Below are 18,330 nucleotides of genomic sequence, written 5' to 3'. Positions count from 1 at the left end.
GGTAATGACTTCACTCACAACGGAACAGACGATGAGCCAAATCACAGGACGATCGGTAAAGCTTCAGCGCAGCATCGTAATTGGCTTTGGTCTGCTTGCCGCACTTCTCGTGTTGGGTACGATCCTTGTTCCGGGGTTTATCTCGCCCCGTAACGCGCGTTCGATATTGCTGCTTGCCGCTTTCCTGGGGCTTGCATCGTTGGGACAGACGCTATGTGCCATGGTTGGCGCGCTTGATCTCTCCATTCCATATGTCATCGGGGGAGCGAATATTCTCTTCCCAAGCCTGTTGGTCACCGGGATGCCTGCCTGGCTGGCCGTGATAGCGGTCGTTCTCCTGGGAGCAGCAATCGGGCTTGCGAACGGCTTTTTGAGCTTCAAGCTGCAGGGCCAGGCTCTCATCATGTCCCTTGGGGTCGGCTTCGCATTTGTCGGCGCGGTACAACTCTACACCTCCATCGGTTCCGACTACGGCGGAACGGTTTTCGCCCCCGTACCGGACTGGCTCCGCAATATCGCCGCGTTCAACGGGAAGACCTTCGGGCTGCCCCTGCCGCCAGTGGTACTGGTGTGGCTCCTCGTCACGCTCGTCACCATCTGGGCTCTGTATAACACATGGTTCGGCCGCTCCATCTACGCCGTCGGCGGCAGCAGGACTGCAGCGGCACGGCTTGGCATTTCCGAAACCAAGGTCTGGACCAGCATTCACGGTATCAGTGGGGCGATGTCGGCACTGACGGGCGTATTGCTGCTCGGGTTTTCCGGCGGCGGCTTCGTTGGCGTCGGAGACCCATATCTCTTCACCACCGTTGCGGCCGTTGTGATCGGCGGCACCTCGTTGCTCGGTGGCGCAGGCGGATACGGGGCAACCGTTCTCGGGGTACTCGTATTGACGATATTGACGTCCCTGCTGGTCGGGCTCGGCCTCAGCTTTGCCGCGCAACAGGCGATCGTGGGTTTGCTGATCGTGCCGATGGTGGCCGTCTACGCGCGTACCCCGCATATCCGCAACCAGATCTGATCGGAGGGCCGGCAAAATGAAGATTGTCGCGATAACCGGCAATGTCTCGCGCCCCTCCAAGACGCGGGCGCTCGGGGAATACGCACTCTCGAGCGTCTCGCCCGGCCACGGCCGGTATCTCTTTGACCTGGTCGATGTTCTCCCGGTGTTAGGAACCACGCTGTGGCGTTCGGAGGCTCCTGCTGGACTTGCGAACGTTCTTGACGCAATCCAATCTTCAGACGTCCTCGTTGTGGGGACACCGGTCTTCAAGTCCTCGATGACCGGTCTTCTCAAGCATCTTTTCGACCTCTTCGAAATGACAGCCCTGCAGGGTAGACCCGTTTTGATATTCGCAACGGGCAAGGCCGAGGCCCATGGCGAGCATGTCGAGGCTCACCTGCGCTCATTGATGGGCTTCTTCAAAGCCGAGGTTCGCGGTGACTTCATCTATGCGATGGACGGCGACTTCCCGGATTCGGCACCATCTGCGGAACTTCGGGAGCGGGTCGACCGCCAACTCGCACGCACTCTGGGCCATGGTTAGTTCAAGGAGAAGAACATGAAGTTTGCTTCCATCGAGAGCGCGGTTAAAGCAATCGCCGCCGGAGAGATGATCATCGTCGTGGACGACGAAGACCGGGAAAACGAGGGCGACATCCTCGTTGCCGCGGAGAAGGTGACGAACGATCATGTTGCCTTCATGATGCGTTATGCGCGCGGCCTGATCTGCGTTCCCTTGACCGGGGAGCGGTTGGACGAACTGGATATCCCGCTCATGGTGGAGCGCAACTCGGATTCCATGCAGACGGCGTTCACGGTCTCAGTGGACCTGATAGAAGGCGTATCGACCGGTATTTCCGCAGAAGACCGCGCCAAGACCATCAGGGCGCTTGCCAACGCATCGACGATGCCGGAGGAGCTGTCCCGGCCAGGCCACATATTCCCCCTGCGGGCAAACCCGTCGGGTGTTCTCGGACGCCCCGGCCATACGGAAGCCGCGGTGGATTTCGCTCGGCTCGCCGGGCTCGAGCCAGCGGGTGTTATCTGCGAAATCGCCAACGACGACGGCACTATGGCGCGTCTTCCCGAACTCAGCGAATTCGCCGCGCGCCACAACCTTCTCATGGTGACCATCGAAGCCCTGATCGATTATTGCCGCGAGATCGATGAACGCGGCCCTCGTTTAGAGGACGCGGGCGCGGCGGCGGCGCTGTCGAATGTTTCGTATCTGGCAAGCAGACGTACTACATGCCCCCAGCGGGAGAGCGGAACTACTGCGTTCGCAGTCTCTGATACAGCACAAGAAAAGTGCGTTTCGCAGGTGCCAACGGGGGGAACGGACCTTGGGTTCGCTGTGCGATGATTGGGCATGACAAACCGTGACCCGCTTTATCGCCCCCGCCGCTTTCCTGCTGAAATTATTGCGCACGCGGTGTGGCTTTCTTTCCGCTTTGCTTTTGCGCCTGCGGGTGATCGAGGCCATGCTGGCCGGTCCTGGGATCATTGTCTCGCACCAGACGATCCGCCTGTGGGCAGAGTAATTTGGTCATACCTCCGCCAACAACAAGCTTCGATCCTACCACGCTGTAAAACGAGAGTTCATGCCGGATGTAGCGCTTCGGCTCCACCCTGTTCCACACCCCACCCCATGACCTCACCACGAGCCATCGTCGCGAACTGGGAGTAGAAGCGATGAACCTATGGGCCCAAATTGCTCGCGCATCACTGACAAAATCGACCGGCGTCATGGGCTCGTCTCTTTGCCCTTAAGTCTAAGATTCCCGTCGAAGTGACGGCGAAGGACCGGCTGCAAACCCTCAATTGCCCTGTTCGCCCGTCGATGGCGAAAGGCCGACCTCATGCTTGGAAACCGTTTCGGGAAGGAAGTGATGATGTGGAGAGTTGAGAGTGTCCCCTCCAAGATTGACCATTTCTCGCTCAAAGGCACTTGCAGCGAGGAACTCGCGGAAGCGCTTTCCAGGCTTTCCCCGCAATCTCCAGCGCATGTACAGGGCGACAAGACGATCGCCTACGATATACATGCGATTACCAATGGCCCGATTGCAGTTATTGCCGCGCATTACGAGGGCGACCTAACGGTCCAGCACCAGGGACCGGCGGAGGCAAACATTATCATGCTTCCACTATATGGGCGATCGGTCGTTACCGTGGACGGCAGACAAATCCTGTCAGAGGGAAGGCGTGGCGTTTTCGTGAACAGTATGTCGGCGAGTACAACCCAATTCATTGGGCCCAGGAAACATTTGGGTCTTAGGATCTCCCATGATGAGCTGACGCGCCGTTTAGCACGTCGGCTCAATACGCCAATAAGAGGCAGCCTCGATTTTTCGCCAGAAATCGACCTATCGGTCGGGTTCGGCTCCCTTTTGGTGCAACTGGTACCAGTGCTTTATGCTGGATTACGAGACGGAACCCTCCTTCAATCGCCGATAGCACTTAATCTCCTCACCGAAACGACGATAGAGCTTTTGATCGAAGCTGCGCAGCATCGCTACTCACCTGAGTTATGCCGCGTTGCTGAACCACCCTTACCCAAGGCCGTTAAGCGGGCGGTCGACTATATGCGTGCCAATATTGCTCGGCCGCTATCTCTTGAGGAAATCGCAACGGCTTGTGGCGTGAGCCGACGCACTCTTCAGAGCGGTTTTCGCAACTTCCGAAATACGACCCCTCTGGCATTTCTGCAGCACCTACGGTTGGAATCAGTGCATCAGGAACTGATGACAGGCGAGCCTGGCATCTCGGTCAAGCAGGTCGCTCTGAAATGGGGCTTCATTCATAGAGGCAGATTTTCTGCGGACTATCGCAAGCGCTATGGAGTATATCCCTCTGAAACATTGCGTATATCGGAGGCGGATTGCGCCGACTGATCTACGATCAGTCAGCGCGCTCGACCGTCTTCGAGGCTTGATAGCAACAGAACTCTCCAGCAAACCGACTGGCTCGGCCCAAGATCTGTCTTGCAGATGATCCCCTGAACGCAACGATGTTCCGATCTGCGCAACGCAGTTTCAAATCAGTACAGGGGTTAATCATATGGTAAGTCTGCCGAGCTCATCTCATATGTAGCGGTCGATTTCACAATGTTCTTGACCGCGTCGCTAATGGAATCCGGTGTAATTTATAGTCCATGAGGAACGTATGTCCAGACTGCCGCTATCCCTACTTTTAATGATTTTGGCAATTATTCCGTTGACGGCGTTCGTACTCATCGGAGTATCAACATCACTGGGATATTACCACGAATATTCTATGTTCCGAAGCGCACAAACAACGCAGCAACTTGGGCGGGAAGGCGGATTCCTCGCCCAGGCTATAGCGGCGGAAGCGTTTGCAGGCGCCGACGTCCGTCGGGCGAAGCGAGCCGCATCGGACAGGGCTTTTACAGCGGTCTTTTCCGCTTACGACTCTTGGAAAAAGGCATTTGACGATCCGGCCATAGAACGGGCAGTGCAGATCATTCGTGAAAGGCGAGACAATATCGATAGCTTCCGCCGGCGCATCGATGACGGAACGGCGGGCGAGGCGGAGGGAGCCGTTGCCTTGCGCCCAGCTGCCGTTGCGGGTTTGGAGCTCGTCCGTCGCACTGGGGCGACTGTCAATAATTTGAATTTGGCACGCCAAATTACCGGTTTTCACGCGCTGATGCAGATCACGGAAGCTAGTTTGCTGGAGATCAGGCCCGGCCGAGCTTTCATCAAAAATTCAGCGATCTCCGTCGATCTATTTTCGTCCCTCTTACAATCAAAAAATCTAAAGCAGCTTTATGTGCCTACGATGCACGAATTTCTCCCTGCCGATCTCGTCAAATCTTATGACGACTTCGAGGCCAGCGCCGCAGGCAAGTTCATCGCGGGCGTTCGCGATCAGATGTATGCGAACCAGCCGGGCGTTTCCTTCCCCCCCGAGACGTTGGATCGATGGAATGAAATCACCCAACAGCGGGCTGCTTTGTTGACCGAGCTCATAATGCGCACCGGCGACAAGTTGGACGAGATGGCATTTCAGCGGTACGCCGATCTTCGCAATGCCTTTATCGGCTACTCCGGCGCCACGCTTCTGATCATGTCTACGGTACTCATTCTGTGCATTTCGGTCGTTCGGAGAATTTCAAATTCCATTCGGACTCTGACAAGCCGAATGAAGGCACTCGCAGAAGGCGATACGTCGGCGCCGGTACCCTTGACGATCCGACGCGACGAGATCGGGGACATGGCGCGTTGCCTTGAGTTTTTCCGCGGCGCGGCCATACAAAAAAATCAAATGGAGACATCCGCGGAAGCTGAGCGCATTCGTTCTGAGAAAGAGAAGCTGGATATTCAGATAAGGGCTGAAAAAGAAGCAGATGAGCGCCTCGTTCGAGCGACGACGGCATTGGCAACCGGGTTGAAGCGGATGGCGGATGGAGACTTGATTTATGAGATTGAGGAGCCGTTAGCGCCACAGTTTGAAAGGTTGCGCGGCGATTTCAACGCTTCCATTCGTCAGCTCCGGGACGCGCTTGTTACCGTCGGCCATTCAGTCGAAACGGTCACGAATGGCAGCTCGGGCGTCTCGGCCGCATCTGAAAATCTTTCAAGACGCACCGAGCAGCAGGCGGCTTCGCTCGAGGAAACTGCAGCGGCGTTGGAGGAAATAACCGTCAACGTTGCATCGACGACAAAGAGGACGGCCGAGGCGCGCGGAGCCGTCCAACAGATGCGAGATCATGCGGAAATGTCCGGTCGGGTTGTACGCAATGCTATCGGAGCCATGCATCGCATTGAAAACTCCTCCAAACAGATTTCGCAGATCATCAGCGTCATCGACACGATCGCCTTTCAAACGAACCTCCTGGCGCTGAACGCCGGCGTCGAAGCAGCGCGTGCTGGCGACGCGGGAAAAGGCTTTGCGGTTGTTGCCCAGGAGGTCAGGGAGCTTGCGCAGCGCTCAGCGACAGCGGCAAAAGAAATCAAGGATCTCATCGGCAATTCAGCTCTGGCCGTCGACGAGGGCGTAAGGCTCGTGAGCGAAACCGGATCGGGCCTGAGAACGATTGAAGAGCTTGTGCAGGATGTAAATCTTCATATGGACGCAATCGCAACGGCCTCCCAAGAACAATCGTCGGGCCTGCGCGAGATCAACGGCGCGGTTAATCATATGGACCATGCCACTCAAGAAAATGCGAGCATGGTCGCGGAGATGAATTCTGCAGGATCACACCTCGCCCAAGAGAGCCAAAGCCTAGCCGCGCTGTTGAGACATTTCCACTTCAAAGACGAGAGCGGGGATTTCAAGCCACAGAAGGTCTCGGGCGAACCTGGCAAGAGTTTCCCGGCCGGTCAGACAATGGTTGACCGCGGAAACTATCCGATGCGCCGCGGTAACCTGGCGCTCGCGCCTTCGAATGATGATTGGCAAGCGTTCTAAATCATATGGGCGGCGTCGCCGACCACAGTCAAATACACATCTTTGATGATTGTGAACGAGAGCGATATCCCGGTGGGGTAGCGGCATGGTACTCCGCCAAATGACTTGTGCGGTCCTAACAAAACCCTGGCTTGACGCATGATTGTTCAGCCACGTTACAAGAGGACTTGGCACATGAAACAGATACGTCAATCGGAACTAACATCCCGCCTCGGACAGCCTGTAGAAACGCAGATGGCGACTGATGCTCAAAACATCCAGGGGCGTCACGCCTTACGCAATGCGGTCAATGCCAGTCCTCCGCTTGCTACGGGCACGGCACCGCCATTTTCGGAGGCCTCCATTGTCCGGCCATCGCCCGGTCACGACGAGGATGTCGCGAGGCTTGGGCAACCCTTTGAGAAGTCTTTTCGGGCGCCCCCCCGGCAACCTGAGACAAACGTCGACATGCCATTCAACGCCGAAGAGATGTCCAGTGCCGTCGTACTCGACGCGATCCCGCTACCCGTCTTCTTCAAGAACAGAGATGGGGTACACCTTGGTTGCAACAGGGCGTTTGAAAGCTTCTCCGGTCGCTCAAGAGCAGAGATTATCGGAAAAACCGTTTTCGATTTGGTACCCGCACCCATAGCCGAGACGTATGCCGCGTTGGACGAGGCGCTTTTTGCAAATGGCGGTGTTCAGCAATATGAAGCAAAGGCCACCGCCGAAGATGGTGGCGTAGTTGATCTTTTACTCAGCAAAACAGCGATCACTGATATAGCTGGCAATAGGGTCGGCTTGGTTGGCGCGATGTTGGACATCACAGAGCGGAAACGTACGGAGCATGATCTCAAAGAGGCTCTTGAATTCGCAGAGGGAATTATCGCCGCCATTCCTGACGTTCTGTTCGAGGTAGATGCCGACGGTCGCTACCTGCAGGTCTGGGCCAGGGATCAGGAGCTCCTGGCGCAACCAAAAGAAGTGCTGCTCGGCAAGCTTGTCCGCGATTCGCTCCTTCCAGATCAGGCCGACATCGCTATGCTGGCTCTTGAAGAAGCCGATGAAACCGGCGCCTCCTACGGTCGATGTATCCGTATCGCCCTTCCAAATGGCGAATCCCGTTGGTTTGAACTGTCGGTCGCAAAGCGACCAAGCAGCAATCACTCAACCGTCACTTTTCTTGTGTTATCTCGCGATATTACAGAGCGAAAGCACGCCGAGGGAACAATCATTGAAGCTCGGACTCGCCTCTTGAGTGTACTGCAGACCATTCCGGACATGGTATGGCTGAAAGACGTAACAGGCAAATATCTGTTGTGCAATCATGCCTTCGAAGGATTGGTCGGCAAGGCAGAAGCGGAAATCGTCGGGAGAACGGATTATGATCTGTTTACTCCCGAACTCGCCCAGTTTTTTCGGGACAAGGATAAAGAGGCCATGCAAGCCGGCCGTATTCTCATCAATGAGGAACGGATCACCGATCACGAGGATGATCGATCAGTGCTTTTGGAAACTCGTAAGGTTCCGGTATTCGCGGGGGGAAAGCTGACCGGGATTCTCGGCGTGGCCCGCGATATCACCGAACTGGACACGTCCCGTAAGAAAATCCGTCAGATGGCATTCTATGATTCTCTGACCGGCCTCCCTAACCGGACACTTTTCAATGAGCAGTTACGCGAGATGATCAGGGACGCGGCTTCGGCGGGCCAGCGAGCCGGGGTGATGCTAATCGACATGGACCATTTCAAAGCAGTCAATGACACTATGGGACATCCCGTCGGTGACGAGTTGCTGCGGCAGGTGGCGACCCGCTTGAGAGAAGGCGTCCGTACTACCGACACAGTGGCGAGACTCGGTGGCGATGAGTTTGCTGTCTTGCTTCCGAATGTTAAGGACACTGAGGATTTGGCTCAAATTGCCAGCAGAATGCTCGCCGCATTCGGAGAACGTTTCATGCTTTCCGACAGGGAGTTCTTTGTATCCTGCAGTATTGGGATATCGGTATTTCCAAATGACGGCGACGCACCCGACGATTTGGTGAAATATGCGGATTCTGCGATGTATCTGGCAAAGCGTTCTGGGCGTAGCAACTTCCGCTTTTACTCAAGAGATCTCACGATTGGGGCTGAAAAGCGCCTGGCGCTCGAATCAGACCTACGCCTTGCTATGAAACGTGGGCAACTTGAACTCCATTATCAGCCAAAGGTCCTTTTGGACAACGGAAAGGTGATCGGTTCAGAAGCCCTGCTTCGATGGCATCATCCGAAGGTGGGAATGATCCCTCCGGGCGAATTCATAGGTGTCGCCGAGGAGACCGGATTGATCATCGATCTGGGACGCTGGGTGCTGCATGAGGCGTGTCTGACGGCTGCCGCCATGAACGCAGATGGACTGTCCCCGCACAAGATCGCGATAAATTTGTCTCCCAAGCAGTTTCAATGCCCGCATTTGTCGCAAACGATCGCGGACATATTACAGGAAACCGGTTGTCGTGCGGAGTGGATCGAGGTCGAAATAACTGAGAGCCTCCTGCTCCACAACTGTGAGGGCGTTTCGACGACACTCTCTCAATTGCATGCGAGCGGAATTTCCATAGCGATCGATGATTTCGGCACCGGCTACTCATCTTTGAGCTATTTGGCCAACTTTCCCATTGATACCCTCAAGATCGACCGGTCATTCATCAATCGATCCGACAAGCGTAGTCGGGAACTGGTGAAGGCAATTCTCTCGATTGCGCGTTGCCTAGGGCAAAATGTGGTCGCTGAGGGCGTGGAGACGGTTGAACAAGAAAAATTCTTGACTGAAAGCGGCTGCGCTGTGGCACAGGGCTTCTACTATAGTAAGCCCATTCCGAAGTCCGAACTTCTCGTCGCGAACGCACGCCCCTGAGGGCATCGTGACGGCAACGGACCTTGGGATTTGTCGTGCGATGATATGGCATGATGGATCGTGACCCACTTTGTCGCCGCGAGCCCTTCTTGCTGAAATTATTGGCTACGCGGTGTGGCTTTAGTTCCGTTTCGTTTTTGAGCCTGCGGATGGTCGAGGACATGCAGGGCCGCTCGTGGGATCATTGCCTCGCACCAGACGATTGGCCTGTGGGCAGGGCACTCTGGTCGTACCTTCGCCAACGACATTCGCCGCCGCAGTTCCGGTCGGCTCGCCCACAAGTGGCATCTGGATCAGACCGGTGTTTCGATCCGTAGCAATAAGCATTGGCTCGGACGAGCCGTAGATCAGGACGGATTTGTTCTGGATGTGCTCATACAAAGCCAGCGACGTACCAGACGGCCATGCGGGCCGCACATCAGCCGGCTGATGACCTCGTTCCATTCCAATCCTGATTGTTGCCGTGCCGCTGTTGATTGTGCGCGTGAAGCATGCGCTCGAGGCCGAAGCATAAATCTCACGGAATTTGATGTTCCGGCGTGAAGGGCGCGCCGGGACCATCAGTTCAGAGCGCAAATAAATGGTTATTTCACCCTTAGTTTCAACAGGTTAGAAAAAAGCAGATAAGGGTTATTATGGAACAGGATCAGTAATAGCCAGTAGAATATCCCCAGCATCCGGGGCGAGAGTGCCCAGGCCGGGCACATCGTCGTTCCTTCGGAACCGGATCGTTTCTAGAATTCCTGCTGACGCGACCAGCGGCATCTCCCATGTCATCAACCCCGCCCGAGGCCGGCCGGGGTAGCGTTTCACTGCCTACACAGCACGCAAGATCAGTTGGTGGGTCTCCAGGAAAGCGGATCTGCTGGATTGTCGAAAAATTTAGCGGCAGCGTCAGCAGTCCACCAAGCTGCATCCTTCGGTTCGAGCCAGTCTTCACTATTAGGGTCGCAATCAGCTGGCAGATCCGATTTTACATCATCAATCGTGTAAGGAATCGCCGGTCGCAGAATAGACTGTATCTTCGGACCTTGACCCTCCAGAGTGCGCATCATCACGTCCCATACGAAACGAGCCTCGGAGCGCGGCGGCCAGAAGTGGAAGCTCCTGCTTACAAATTCAGGATTCTTACGCCAGTAGCATGATGCCGAAGCCTCTCCGCCAAGCACGACCGGCACAATCTCGCGCCCGGACTGGCGGACGGCGTCGATCACACCAGACTCGGCTCCCGACTGAACAATAATACCATCAATTCGGCCAGGGTTGGCGGCAAGGAACTTCTGAACTTCGGATTGTGCGACGCTGTCTGTCCATTTCCCGTCAACTTGTCCCACGACGTTGATCTCGGGATAGTACTCCAAGGCTTTTGTGGCGCCGGCCTGAAAGCTGTCTGAGGAGGCGAAGCCAGTGATTCCGGACACAAGCAGCACATTGCCGCTACCTTCGATCTCTTCCGCCAACCACTTTGACGCCTCAAAACCGCCCTGCATGTTATTCTCTGTCGCATTGATTGCGAACGGCGACGTCACATAACCGGAGTATGAGATAACAGGCACGCCCTTCGAATGGGCGTACTCTATTGTCGGGTTGAGCGCTGTAAGGTTGGAGCAGCATATGATTATGGCGTCGACACCATCATCTACCATCTGCCGCATTTGGCTGATCTGGGCGCTATCATCGAGATTGGACTGCGTAACGACGAGCTCGGATACCAGCCCAGCCTTCTTGAAAGTCGGCAGAAGCTTGTTTGTAAATTCATCAAGGACGTTCGCACGCCATGTGTTATCAGCGTAGCTCGAGGCGTAACCAATTTTCCACGGTGGCGCTCGCTTTGCTCTGAAATTCCGAAACACAGACTCTCCCGTGGGCAACCGCGGGTCCAATAACTCGTAGGTCTTCCGCTCTTCCCGCGGCAGTTCACTGAGCCCGCCAGCCTTCGCCGTCAGCGGGATGGCCAGGGTTGCAGCGAGAAAAAATCCAATTATCAACTCACGTACGCACACGGATAGGCACCTTTCAAAGTCTGAGCACTGGATGATAGTTTCGTTGTCTTAAGGTTGGCCCGGGCCGTGCTGAATCCTGCGCGACGGAGAGCGACAAAGAGCTACCAGGAGAGAGACCGGCGCATCGAAGCGAAATCGTGCGCTGGGGTATGTGACTTTCATTCGATCGAATGGCGGCATGGCCCGCCATCGGCATGCTTCGAATCTCACTACGCCTGCCTTATGCAGCGAGACTTACCCGATGAGCTGGCCTGTCATCTGTCAACTTGAACCCAGCAAGCCGTTCGCTGAGTTCGACAGTCTGATCAGAAAGCGTCTTCGTTGCAGCGTTTGTCTGCTCAGCCATGGCTGCATTCTGTTGCGTCCCCTGATCAAGAACATTGACGTTGTTATTGATCTCGGCCAGCGAAGTCGCTTGTTCGCGGCTGGAACTCACAATCTGGTCAATGCGATCAGAAATCTGCACGATGGATGCCGCTATACTGTGCAGAGCCTCCCCGGTCTTGCCGACGTAATCCGAACCGACGGCCACCTCTGACGAAGATTCTGAAATCAACTGCCGGATCTCGAGCGCTGCGGCTGACGATCTTTGGGCGAGCTCGCGCACTTCTTGTGCGACTACCGCGAAGCCTTTTCCAGCATCGCCGGCACGAGCTGCTTCAACGCCGGCATTCAGCGCAAGCAAGTTCGTCTGGAATGCAATGGTATCGATCAATCCTATGATCTGACCGATCTTGTAAGATGCATCCTGAATTCGTGCCATGGCGCTTATAGCATCAGTTACAATGATGGCCGCGCCCTCTGCATGTTCCTTGACTGCAGAAACAAACGCTTGTGTCTCGCAGGCATTCTCCGAAGAGTTCCTCACCGTCGCAGTCACCTGCTCAACGGCTGCTGCGGTTTCTTCGAGAGAAGCAGCTTGTCGTTCAGTCCGTCGTGACAAATCATCAGAGGCTTTGAAAAGTTCGTCGGTTCCCCATTTGATTTGTTGGGTGTTTTCGTCGATATGGGACACGGTTTCCCTGAGGACGCACAGTGAGTGGTTGAAGTCACGCCGCAGTTGCTCGAGATTGGGATGGAAGTGGCGGTCGATGGTCTGCGAGATGTCTCCTCGCGCCAATCTAGAGAGTGCCTCCCCGAGTGTTTGTACAGCGCTGGACACTTCTTTCTCAAGCTGAGCACGTTCAAACTCACGATCCGTTCGCTCCTGATCAGCCGTTTTACGGTCGTCTTGCGCGCGGGCTTCAACCTCGAGCTTCGAGACCGCATTTCCGCGAAAAACTTCAAGCGCGCGAGCCATATCGCCAATTTCGTCTTTCCGCTGGCAGCCAACGATGTCTGATTGAAGATCACCGGTCGCTAGCCCCTGCATGCGCCTTGCGATCCGTTCGATTGGAGCGCGCAATGTCACCATCAGGCCGGCTCCGGCCAAGAGGGCGACCAAAACACCGGAGACGGTAGCAGCTGCGGACAATAGTCGGGCGAAATCACTTTCCCGGTGAGCGTCATGTTCCTGAGTCGACGCGAACGACACGAGATTTTTCCATATCGACTGGACGGTTTTATCCGCCTCTGCGTATTGCGCCTGCCGCCCTTCCGCGATCTTGACCAACTTCTCGGTATTCTGTTCGATGGCATCCCCCTGTAAGTAGAGGACCTCCTCCATTTTGGGGAAGTCTGGCAATGAACCGGCTACGCCTCCAACCGCTACGGTGTCACGAGTCAGTTTCGTAAGCTGCTCAATGAGTCGCTCCTGGTTTTCAGTGCTGGCCGCCCGCAACAGGTTGTTTATCTCAATTTCTATCGAATCGGCATCCTGGCCTACCGATGCCACTGCCGCAATGAGCGTCTCCGATTCCGCCAATGGCTTATCCAAGGCTCGAACTGCTTGGGTTCCCTCGATCATATGCTGTATGGCGTCATCTCGCAGTCGCGGGGCAAACGCACTAAGGTCGATCCCTAGGCTGTGAAGGAAAGCGCTATCCAGCCCGGAATTGGCGACGACGCTGGAGATTGCCTGTTCCAAGTTTGCGACTGCTTGTCCACCATCGCCCGTTGCAACGACGCGCTTGACGGTTTTCATCGCCTTTTTGATCATGAGCGCCTGTTGCTGTGCCTCGGGGGTTTGCATCGCGCTGGCCGGCAGATTCACCAAATTTTCCGACAACCGCTGCATAATTGCCGCCGTGTCGATTGAGCGGGTAGCCTCTCTGAGCATCGTTTTGCCAGAGTTTTCCTGGTTGCGGACCTGCGCACGGACTTTAACCGCGGCCAGCTTCAGGTCGGCCGCGACCTGCTTGATCTCGGTCAAGCTTGCGGCAACGTCACGACGAATGGACAGCTCATCGTTGTGCAGGGACCACATGCGGTCCATGCTGTCAGAAATCGCGGACATTGCGGACTCACTGCTTTCAAGAGCACGAGTGTCACTACCAACGTCAGTGGCGACTTCCTGAAGCGACAGCATCGTGGCGCCCTGCCCCCTTAGACTTGCCAGGGCCTCATCACGGTTCTCCGTAGAACTCTGCGCCAAAAACCGGTTCATGCTCTCAGAGACGTCCCGAAATCCGCTCAAAGTCTCGAGAACTTCGCTCGATAGCCGAAGGCGAGATTGCAGCAATCCGGTCGCCTGTAGGCTCACGACACCGACGGCCGCCAGGATCATGACCAGCGGCACCAGTACTAATAAGACTTTCGCTCTGATGCTGAAAGCGGATAGCAAGCGATCGACGAACATAAAACCTCCAGATGACTAAAGCGGGCACTGCCACCCATTTCTGGAGTTTTAGTTATTCGACCTAAACGAAGAGGAAGAAAGTTCGACTGCGGAAATGCAAAGTGCTTTACATCTTGTTAGGATTTCCACGTCGAATTGACGCTCAAACTATCAACCTTAACGACAGGTTAATGTCTTCTCGAATTATCGTCGGAAAGGACTATCGTCAGGTTTCAGGTCGATGTGCAGGACGTTCCCCGTGAGCTTTCCAGACAGTTCTGGATTTGCGAGGAATTGGACAGCTTGAACAAGTGTCCTAAGCGTCTCACTTTGAACGTAAGATGTAGAACGCGCATTTCTGGTATGAACAGCGTTTATACGAAGCCCCGAGTCGAAATACTTCTTCGCCATCGCACTCGTCGTAGTTCGTAAGGCCGCTTGGAGCACAGCTTCGCGGTCGGCCTCTAGCAGCGACTTCTCGTCGAACCAGGCGATATTCACAACAGCGAGTTCCTCTCCCTGGAGGCGGGAGCCGAAAGCACTTGTCACCCTTATCAGGTTGGAGACGGCATCAAGCCCAAGATCCGTAGCGGAAAGCGGTTCGGCGCATTCACGGCGACGGAAGGCTATGTTCACCAGAATATCGACCCGGCTCCAGCGTAGGTAGACCTGATCGACCATTGAATTGACATACACGTCCCTATTCAAATTGACCTTAACCGGAAACAAATTCGTCCCCGAGACTGCGGTTAAAGAACTGAAGTCTGAAGGGTCGAGGTCACCTACGGCGACACGGTAGCCAGTTTCGAGGAAAGACTGCGCAAGACAGAAACCGACCGGGTTTGACGCGCCCACCAACACGCATACTTTGCCTGCATGAGAGCCGGCATCGGTTTGTCCTCCTTCGATAAACCCTTCCGTCGGCGGTGTCCGGCAAGCGTTGTGAGTCTTAGATCCTGGTTTCACGCGGAAAACGGTCCATGTGTGAAACCGTGAGATCTAGCAACTCGTTCGTATCTCAACAGGGAGACCACCACACACTTATCTCCAAATTACGTTGTCTCCCGCCTCTCCGACCCCAAGCCAAGAGGACATGGAAGATGATCGACGGACAATCCATCGATCCGGTTTCACGAGGTCTTTGGCGCGCGCCGGTTTGGTCTCGCCGTGCCACAGTTGGACCTTCCATGGAACAGCCCATGGATGTCTCTGGGGAACGGCATCTTTCCGGAAAGTCCTACGCTTTCACACGCGGCTCTCTGACGCGTATGGCATTCGTTTGGCCCTCAACGCTTGCACGCGCAGCATCGTCGAGCGCGTCAACGTCTATTGCAGACTGGCCTTCAGATAGGCACTCGCCATTCTCGCGTTCCACGGTCGAGGTCGGTGGAATGATAATGCTGTCTTTCAAAAACTCGCTCATGTTTCGTTCCTTCAATAGCTGCAGGTGACAAGGTCGTTCCGCGCAATGCCCACGAAAGCGTGGCGTGCTTCCGCCACGTCACTGATAAATCCCTGCTAGACCTCGTCCTTCAGCGTCTCCTTCTGGGTAATAAGGCGGGCAGAGTGGTGTCCGGAGGTAAATGCCCAAAGCCAGCTCAGCGCGACCGCCATGCGGCTCCGTGTTCCGATCAAAAAGTAGATGTGGGCAAAGCCCCAGATCCACCAGGCGATGGAGCCCTTGAGCCGAAGCCTGCCGAAATCGATCACCGCGGAGCTTGGCCCTATGGTGGCAAGATTACCAAGATGCCTGTACTTGAAGGGAAGCGGCGCTGAGCGCTGCTTAAGGCGGGCCTTGATCACCTGGGCGACGTATTTTCCCTGCTGCTTTGCGGCAGGAGCGATACCAGGAACCGGCATTCCCTCGCCGGTCTTAACGCTCGCGGTATCGCCGACAACGAAGATCTCCGGGTGTTCTGAGATCGTGAGGTCGGGCTGCACGATAGCCCGCCCTGCTCGATCTGTCTCCGCCCCGACCCATACGGCGGCCTTGGATGCCTGCACGCCCGCCGCCCATATGACCGTACGGCTCGGGACGAACTCGTCCCCGATCGATATACCTTCCTCGGTGCAGTCGGTTACCGGCCGTCCCGTGCGAACCTCGACGCCCATCGACGCAAGGGATCGCTCGGCGTATTGCGATAACGCCTCGTGGAAAACAGGCAGAACACGCGGTCCTGCCTCTACAAGAAGAATACGCGCCAAAGTCGTATCGATGTTTCTGAATTCCTCGACAAGCGTCCTTTGAGCCAGTTCGGCGATGATCCCGGCCATCTCGACGCCTGTCGGTCCGGCGCCGATTATCGAGAAGGTCAGCATTGCGGCCCGCGCTTGGGGATCGGTTTCCAGCTCCGCCTTTTCGAACGCCAGGAGAAGACGACGGCGGATGGTGGTGGCGTCTTCCAACGCCTTCAGTCCGGGCGCGAAAGGCTCCCATTCATCCCGGCCGAAATACGCGTGACGGGCCCCTGTTGCGAGAACAAGGGTATCGTAGGGAATGGCATGACCGCCCTTGAGCGAGACAAGCCGCTTCTCGACATCGACGCCCACGACCTCGCCAAGAAGCGTTGTGACATCTTTCCTTCCACGGAAGACCGCGCGAATGGGCCAGGCAATCTCGGAGGTTGCCAGGACGGTCGTTGCGACCTGATAGAGCAGCGGCTGGAACAGGTGATGATTGCGTCTGTCGACGATCGTGATCGAAAGGTTTGGACATTTGAGATCCTTGGCCAATTGGAGGCCGGCGAAACCGCCTCCCACGATGACAACTCGATGCTCCATTTCGTCCTCCCGCGAGCCTTTGGAAAAAAACCCGCCTCGGATCGAAGCGCGTCCTTCGGTGTTGCACGATCGCAAGCTCAGTCGCTGATGCGACTGCTCACAATGATGGAAGGGGGGCTTACCAGCAACGGAAGCAGCGGTTCGAGAACACGCTTGACGTTCGCAGATTCTCCGTGACGCGCGGCTGCCTCCTCGTTTGCCCAACCATCGAGAATGAAGAACGTATTCGGCTCGTCGGAGCGCTGGTAGAGATTGTAGTAAAGGCAGCCCTCTTCCTCGCGGGCAGGGCCGACAAACTCCTGGAGCAGTGTGTTGACACGGTCCCGGTTACGCGTCGATGTTTTAAACTCAACGATGAGATGCTGTTCGTCGGACTTGCTCGATGGCATGTGGGAAGCTCCTATTGAAGACGATGACGGGCTTGATCACGCGGCCAGCTTCGGCATCGGCGATGGCCTCGTTGATTTTCTCGAACGGGTACTTTGTGATCAGCTTCTGGAACGGAAACAGGCCGGCCTGGTTTAGTTCGACCAGTTGGGGGATGAAGAGCTGCGGGATCTGATCCCCGAGGATGGCACCCTGAATTTTCCGGTTGAAGACCATGAGGTCCAGCGGGATTGGAATATCCTTGCCGAGCGCGTCGAGCCCGAGGAGGACGACATGACCCCCTGCCCGCGTGCATTTGATCGTGTTCAGGATGACGGGAACGATACCCACGGCGTCGATCGCAAAATCGGCACCGCCGCCCGTCAAGGCGTGGATCTGCTCCACGACGTCTGGGTCCCTGCCGTTGATAGCGTGGGTCGCGCCCAACGTCTCAGCCATGGCCAAACGCTGCTCGTTCAGGTCGATGATGATGATCTTGCTGCACCGCCGGACCTTGGCGGCCATCACCGCAGCCATGCCGACCGCTCCCGCGCCGAACACGGCAATGGTTTGACCGATCTCCGGCTTCATGGCGTTGATGACGGTACCTGCTCCCGTTGCCATGCCGCAACCGAGCGGGGCCGCATTCGTCAGGTCGAAATCCTTGGGAAGCTGCGCGGCGTTGTTTTCAGTCGCCAGGACATGGGTCGCGAAGGATGACTGGCCGACAAAGTTGCTGCCGATGCCGACTTCATCACACAGCAAGGCCTTCTTGCCGTTCGGACGAAGCCCCGTCAGATTGTACTGGGTGTAGTTCTGGCAGTTCATCGGGTGAGAGCGCCGGCAATCGCCGCAGAAGCCACATGAACTCTGGCTGAGCGCAACGTGGTCGCCCACCCTTAAACCTTGGACGTCCGCCCCGATGGCCTCGACGATACCAACACCTTCATGTCCTGGTATGACCGGGGCGGGAGGCCCAAATATCCCATCACGGAGCAACAGGTCGGTATGGCAGATCCCCGTGGCGACCGTCCGCACGAGAATTTCATTGCCTTCTGGATCCGCCAGCTCAAGTTCACGAAACTCAAGCGGAGCTTTCGGTTTTGCGGCCACGGCCGCCGTTATCTTCACCATTCTTATCTCCTGCATTCTCCCGC

13 protein-coding genes and 2 pseudogenes are annotated in these 18,330 nt (G+C 56.1%); 8 read left to right on the top strand and 7 right to left on the bottom strand.

Annotated elements, in window-relative coordinates:
* Window positions 1-4 precede the first annotated feature (4 nt).
* The 8 genes and pseudogenes from AB8B31_RS34355 to AB8B31_RS34320 form a co-directional block, all read left to right on the top strand.
* Entirely contained in the window at window positions 5-1,021 is a 1,017-nt protein-coding gene (locus AB8B31_RS34355; protein ID WP_064843754.1) for an ABC transporter permease, read from the top strand.
* A 16-nt stretch (window positions 1,022-1,037) separates the two neighbouring features.
* Window positions 1,038-1,547, top strand: coding sequence for an NADPH-dependent FMN reductase (locus AB8B31_RS34350; protein ID WP_064843752.1), 510 nt, complete (start codon window positions 1,038-1,040; stop codon window positions 1,545-1,547).
* 15 nt (window positions 1,548-1,562) lie between these two features.
* Window positions 1,563-2,366 (top strand): 3,4-dihydroxy-2-butanone-4-phosphate synthase, encoded by an 804-nt coding sequence (ribB, locus tag AB8B31_RS34345; protein WP_081284273.1) that lies wholly within the window; start codon window positions 1,563-1,565, stop codon window positions 2,364-2,366.
* Window positions 2,367-2,372: 6 nt separating this feature from the next.
* A pseudogene (locus AB8B31_RS34340) lies at window positions 2,373-2,535 on the top strand (IS6 family transposase); the annotation flags it as partial.
* Between the two features lie 327 nt (window positions 2,536-2,862).
* Window positions 2,863-3,894: an AraC family transcriptional regulator gene (locus AB8B31_RS34335; RefSeq protein ID WP_170961507.1), complete on the top strand. Its 1,032-nt coding sequence runs from the start codon at window positions 2,863-2,865 to the stop codon at window positions 3,892-3,894.
* Between the two features lie 271 nt (window positions 3,895-4,165).
* Window positions 4,166-6,433: a methyl-accepting chemotaxis protein gene (locus tag AB8B31_RS34330; protein ID WP_064843750.1), complete on the top strand. Its 2,268-nt coding sequence runs from the start codon at window positions 4,166-4,168 to the stop codon at window positions 6,431-6,433.
* 174 nt (window positions 6,434-6,607) lie between these two features.
* Window positions 6,608-9,307 carry a sensor domain-containing protein gene (locus tag AB8B31_RS34325; protein ID WP_064843748.1) on the top strand — a complete coding sequence of 900 codons (2,700 nt, stop codon included), beginning with the start codon at window positions 6,608-6,610 and terminating at the stop codon, window positions 9,305-9,307.
* A 50-nt stretch (window positions 9,308-9,357) separates the two neighbouring features.
* Window positions 9,358-9,697, top strand: a pseudogene (locus AB8B31_RS34320) (IS6 family transposase); the annotation flags it as partial.
* Between the two features lie 443 nt (window positions 9,698-10,140).
* Here the strand turns inward: AB8B31_RS34320 and AB8B31_RS34315 are convergent.
* The 7 genes from AB8B31_RS34315 to AB8B31_RS34285 form a co-directional block, all read right to left on the bottom strand.
* Window positions 10,141-11,310, bottom strand: coding sequence for an ABC transporter substrate-binding protein (locus AB8B31_RS34315; RefSeq protein WP_064843746.1), 1,170 nt, complete (start codon window positions 11,308-11,310; stop codon window positions 10,141-10,143).
* Window positions 11,311-11,530: 220 nt separating this feature from the next.
* Entirely contained in the window at window positions 11,531-14,047 is a 2,517-nt protein-coding gene (locus AB8B31_RS34310) for a methyl-accepting chemotaxis protein (RefSeq protein ID WP_096771276.1), read from the bottom strand.
* 183 nt (window positions 14,048-14,230) lie between these two features.
* Entirely contained in the window at window positions 14,231-14,887 is a 657-nt protein-coding gene (locus AB8B31_RS34305; protein ID WP_183621733.1) for an SDR family oxidoreductase, read from the bottom strand.
* A gap of 376 nt (window positions 14,888-15,263) precedes the next feature.
* Entirely contained in the window at window positions 15,264-15,449 is a 186-nt protein-coding gene (locus AB8B31_RS34300) for a hypothetical protein (protein ID WP_013984708.1), read from the bottom strand.
* 95 nt (window positions 15,450-15,544) lie between these two features.
* Window positions 15,545-16,807: an NAD(P)/FAD-dependent oxidoreductase gene (locus tag AB8B31_RS34295; RefSeq protein WP_040140070.1), complete on the bottom strand. Its 1,263-nt coding sequence runs from the start codon at window positions 16,805-16,807 to the stop codon at window positions 15,545-15,547.
* Window positions 16,808-16,884: 77 nt separating this feature from the next.
* Window positions 16,885-17,196 carry a putative quinol monooxygenase gene (locus AB8B31_RS34290; protein ID WP_013984706.1) on the bottom strand — a complete coding sequence of 104 codons (312 nt, stop codon included), beginning with the start codon at window positions 17,194-17,196 and terminating at the stop codon, window positions 16,885-16,887.
* On the bottom strand, window positions 17,156-18,307 hold the full coding sequence (locus tag AB8B31_RS34285) for an NAD(P)-dependent alcohol dehydrogenase (RefSeq protein WP_064843743.1): 1,152 nt from the start codon (window positions 18,305-18,307) through the stop codon (window positions 17,156-17,158). The genes AB8B31_RS34290 and AB8B31_RS34285 overlap by 41 nt, the downstream gene beginning before the upstream one ends.
* Between the last annotated feature and the right edge of the window lie 23 nt (window positions 18,308-18,330).

The organism is Rhizobium sp. 62_C5_N11_2 (genome assembly GCF_051811185.1).
In the GTDB taxonomy this organism is placed as follows: domain Bacteria; phylum Pseudomonadota; class Alphaproteobacteria; order Rhizobiales; family Rhizobiaceae; genus Rhizobium; species Rhizobium leguminosarum.
Note: the sequence above shows the minus strand (reverse complement) of the source record. Positions and strands in the feature narration are given on the sequence as shown.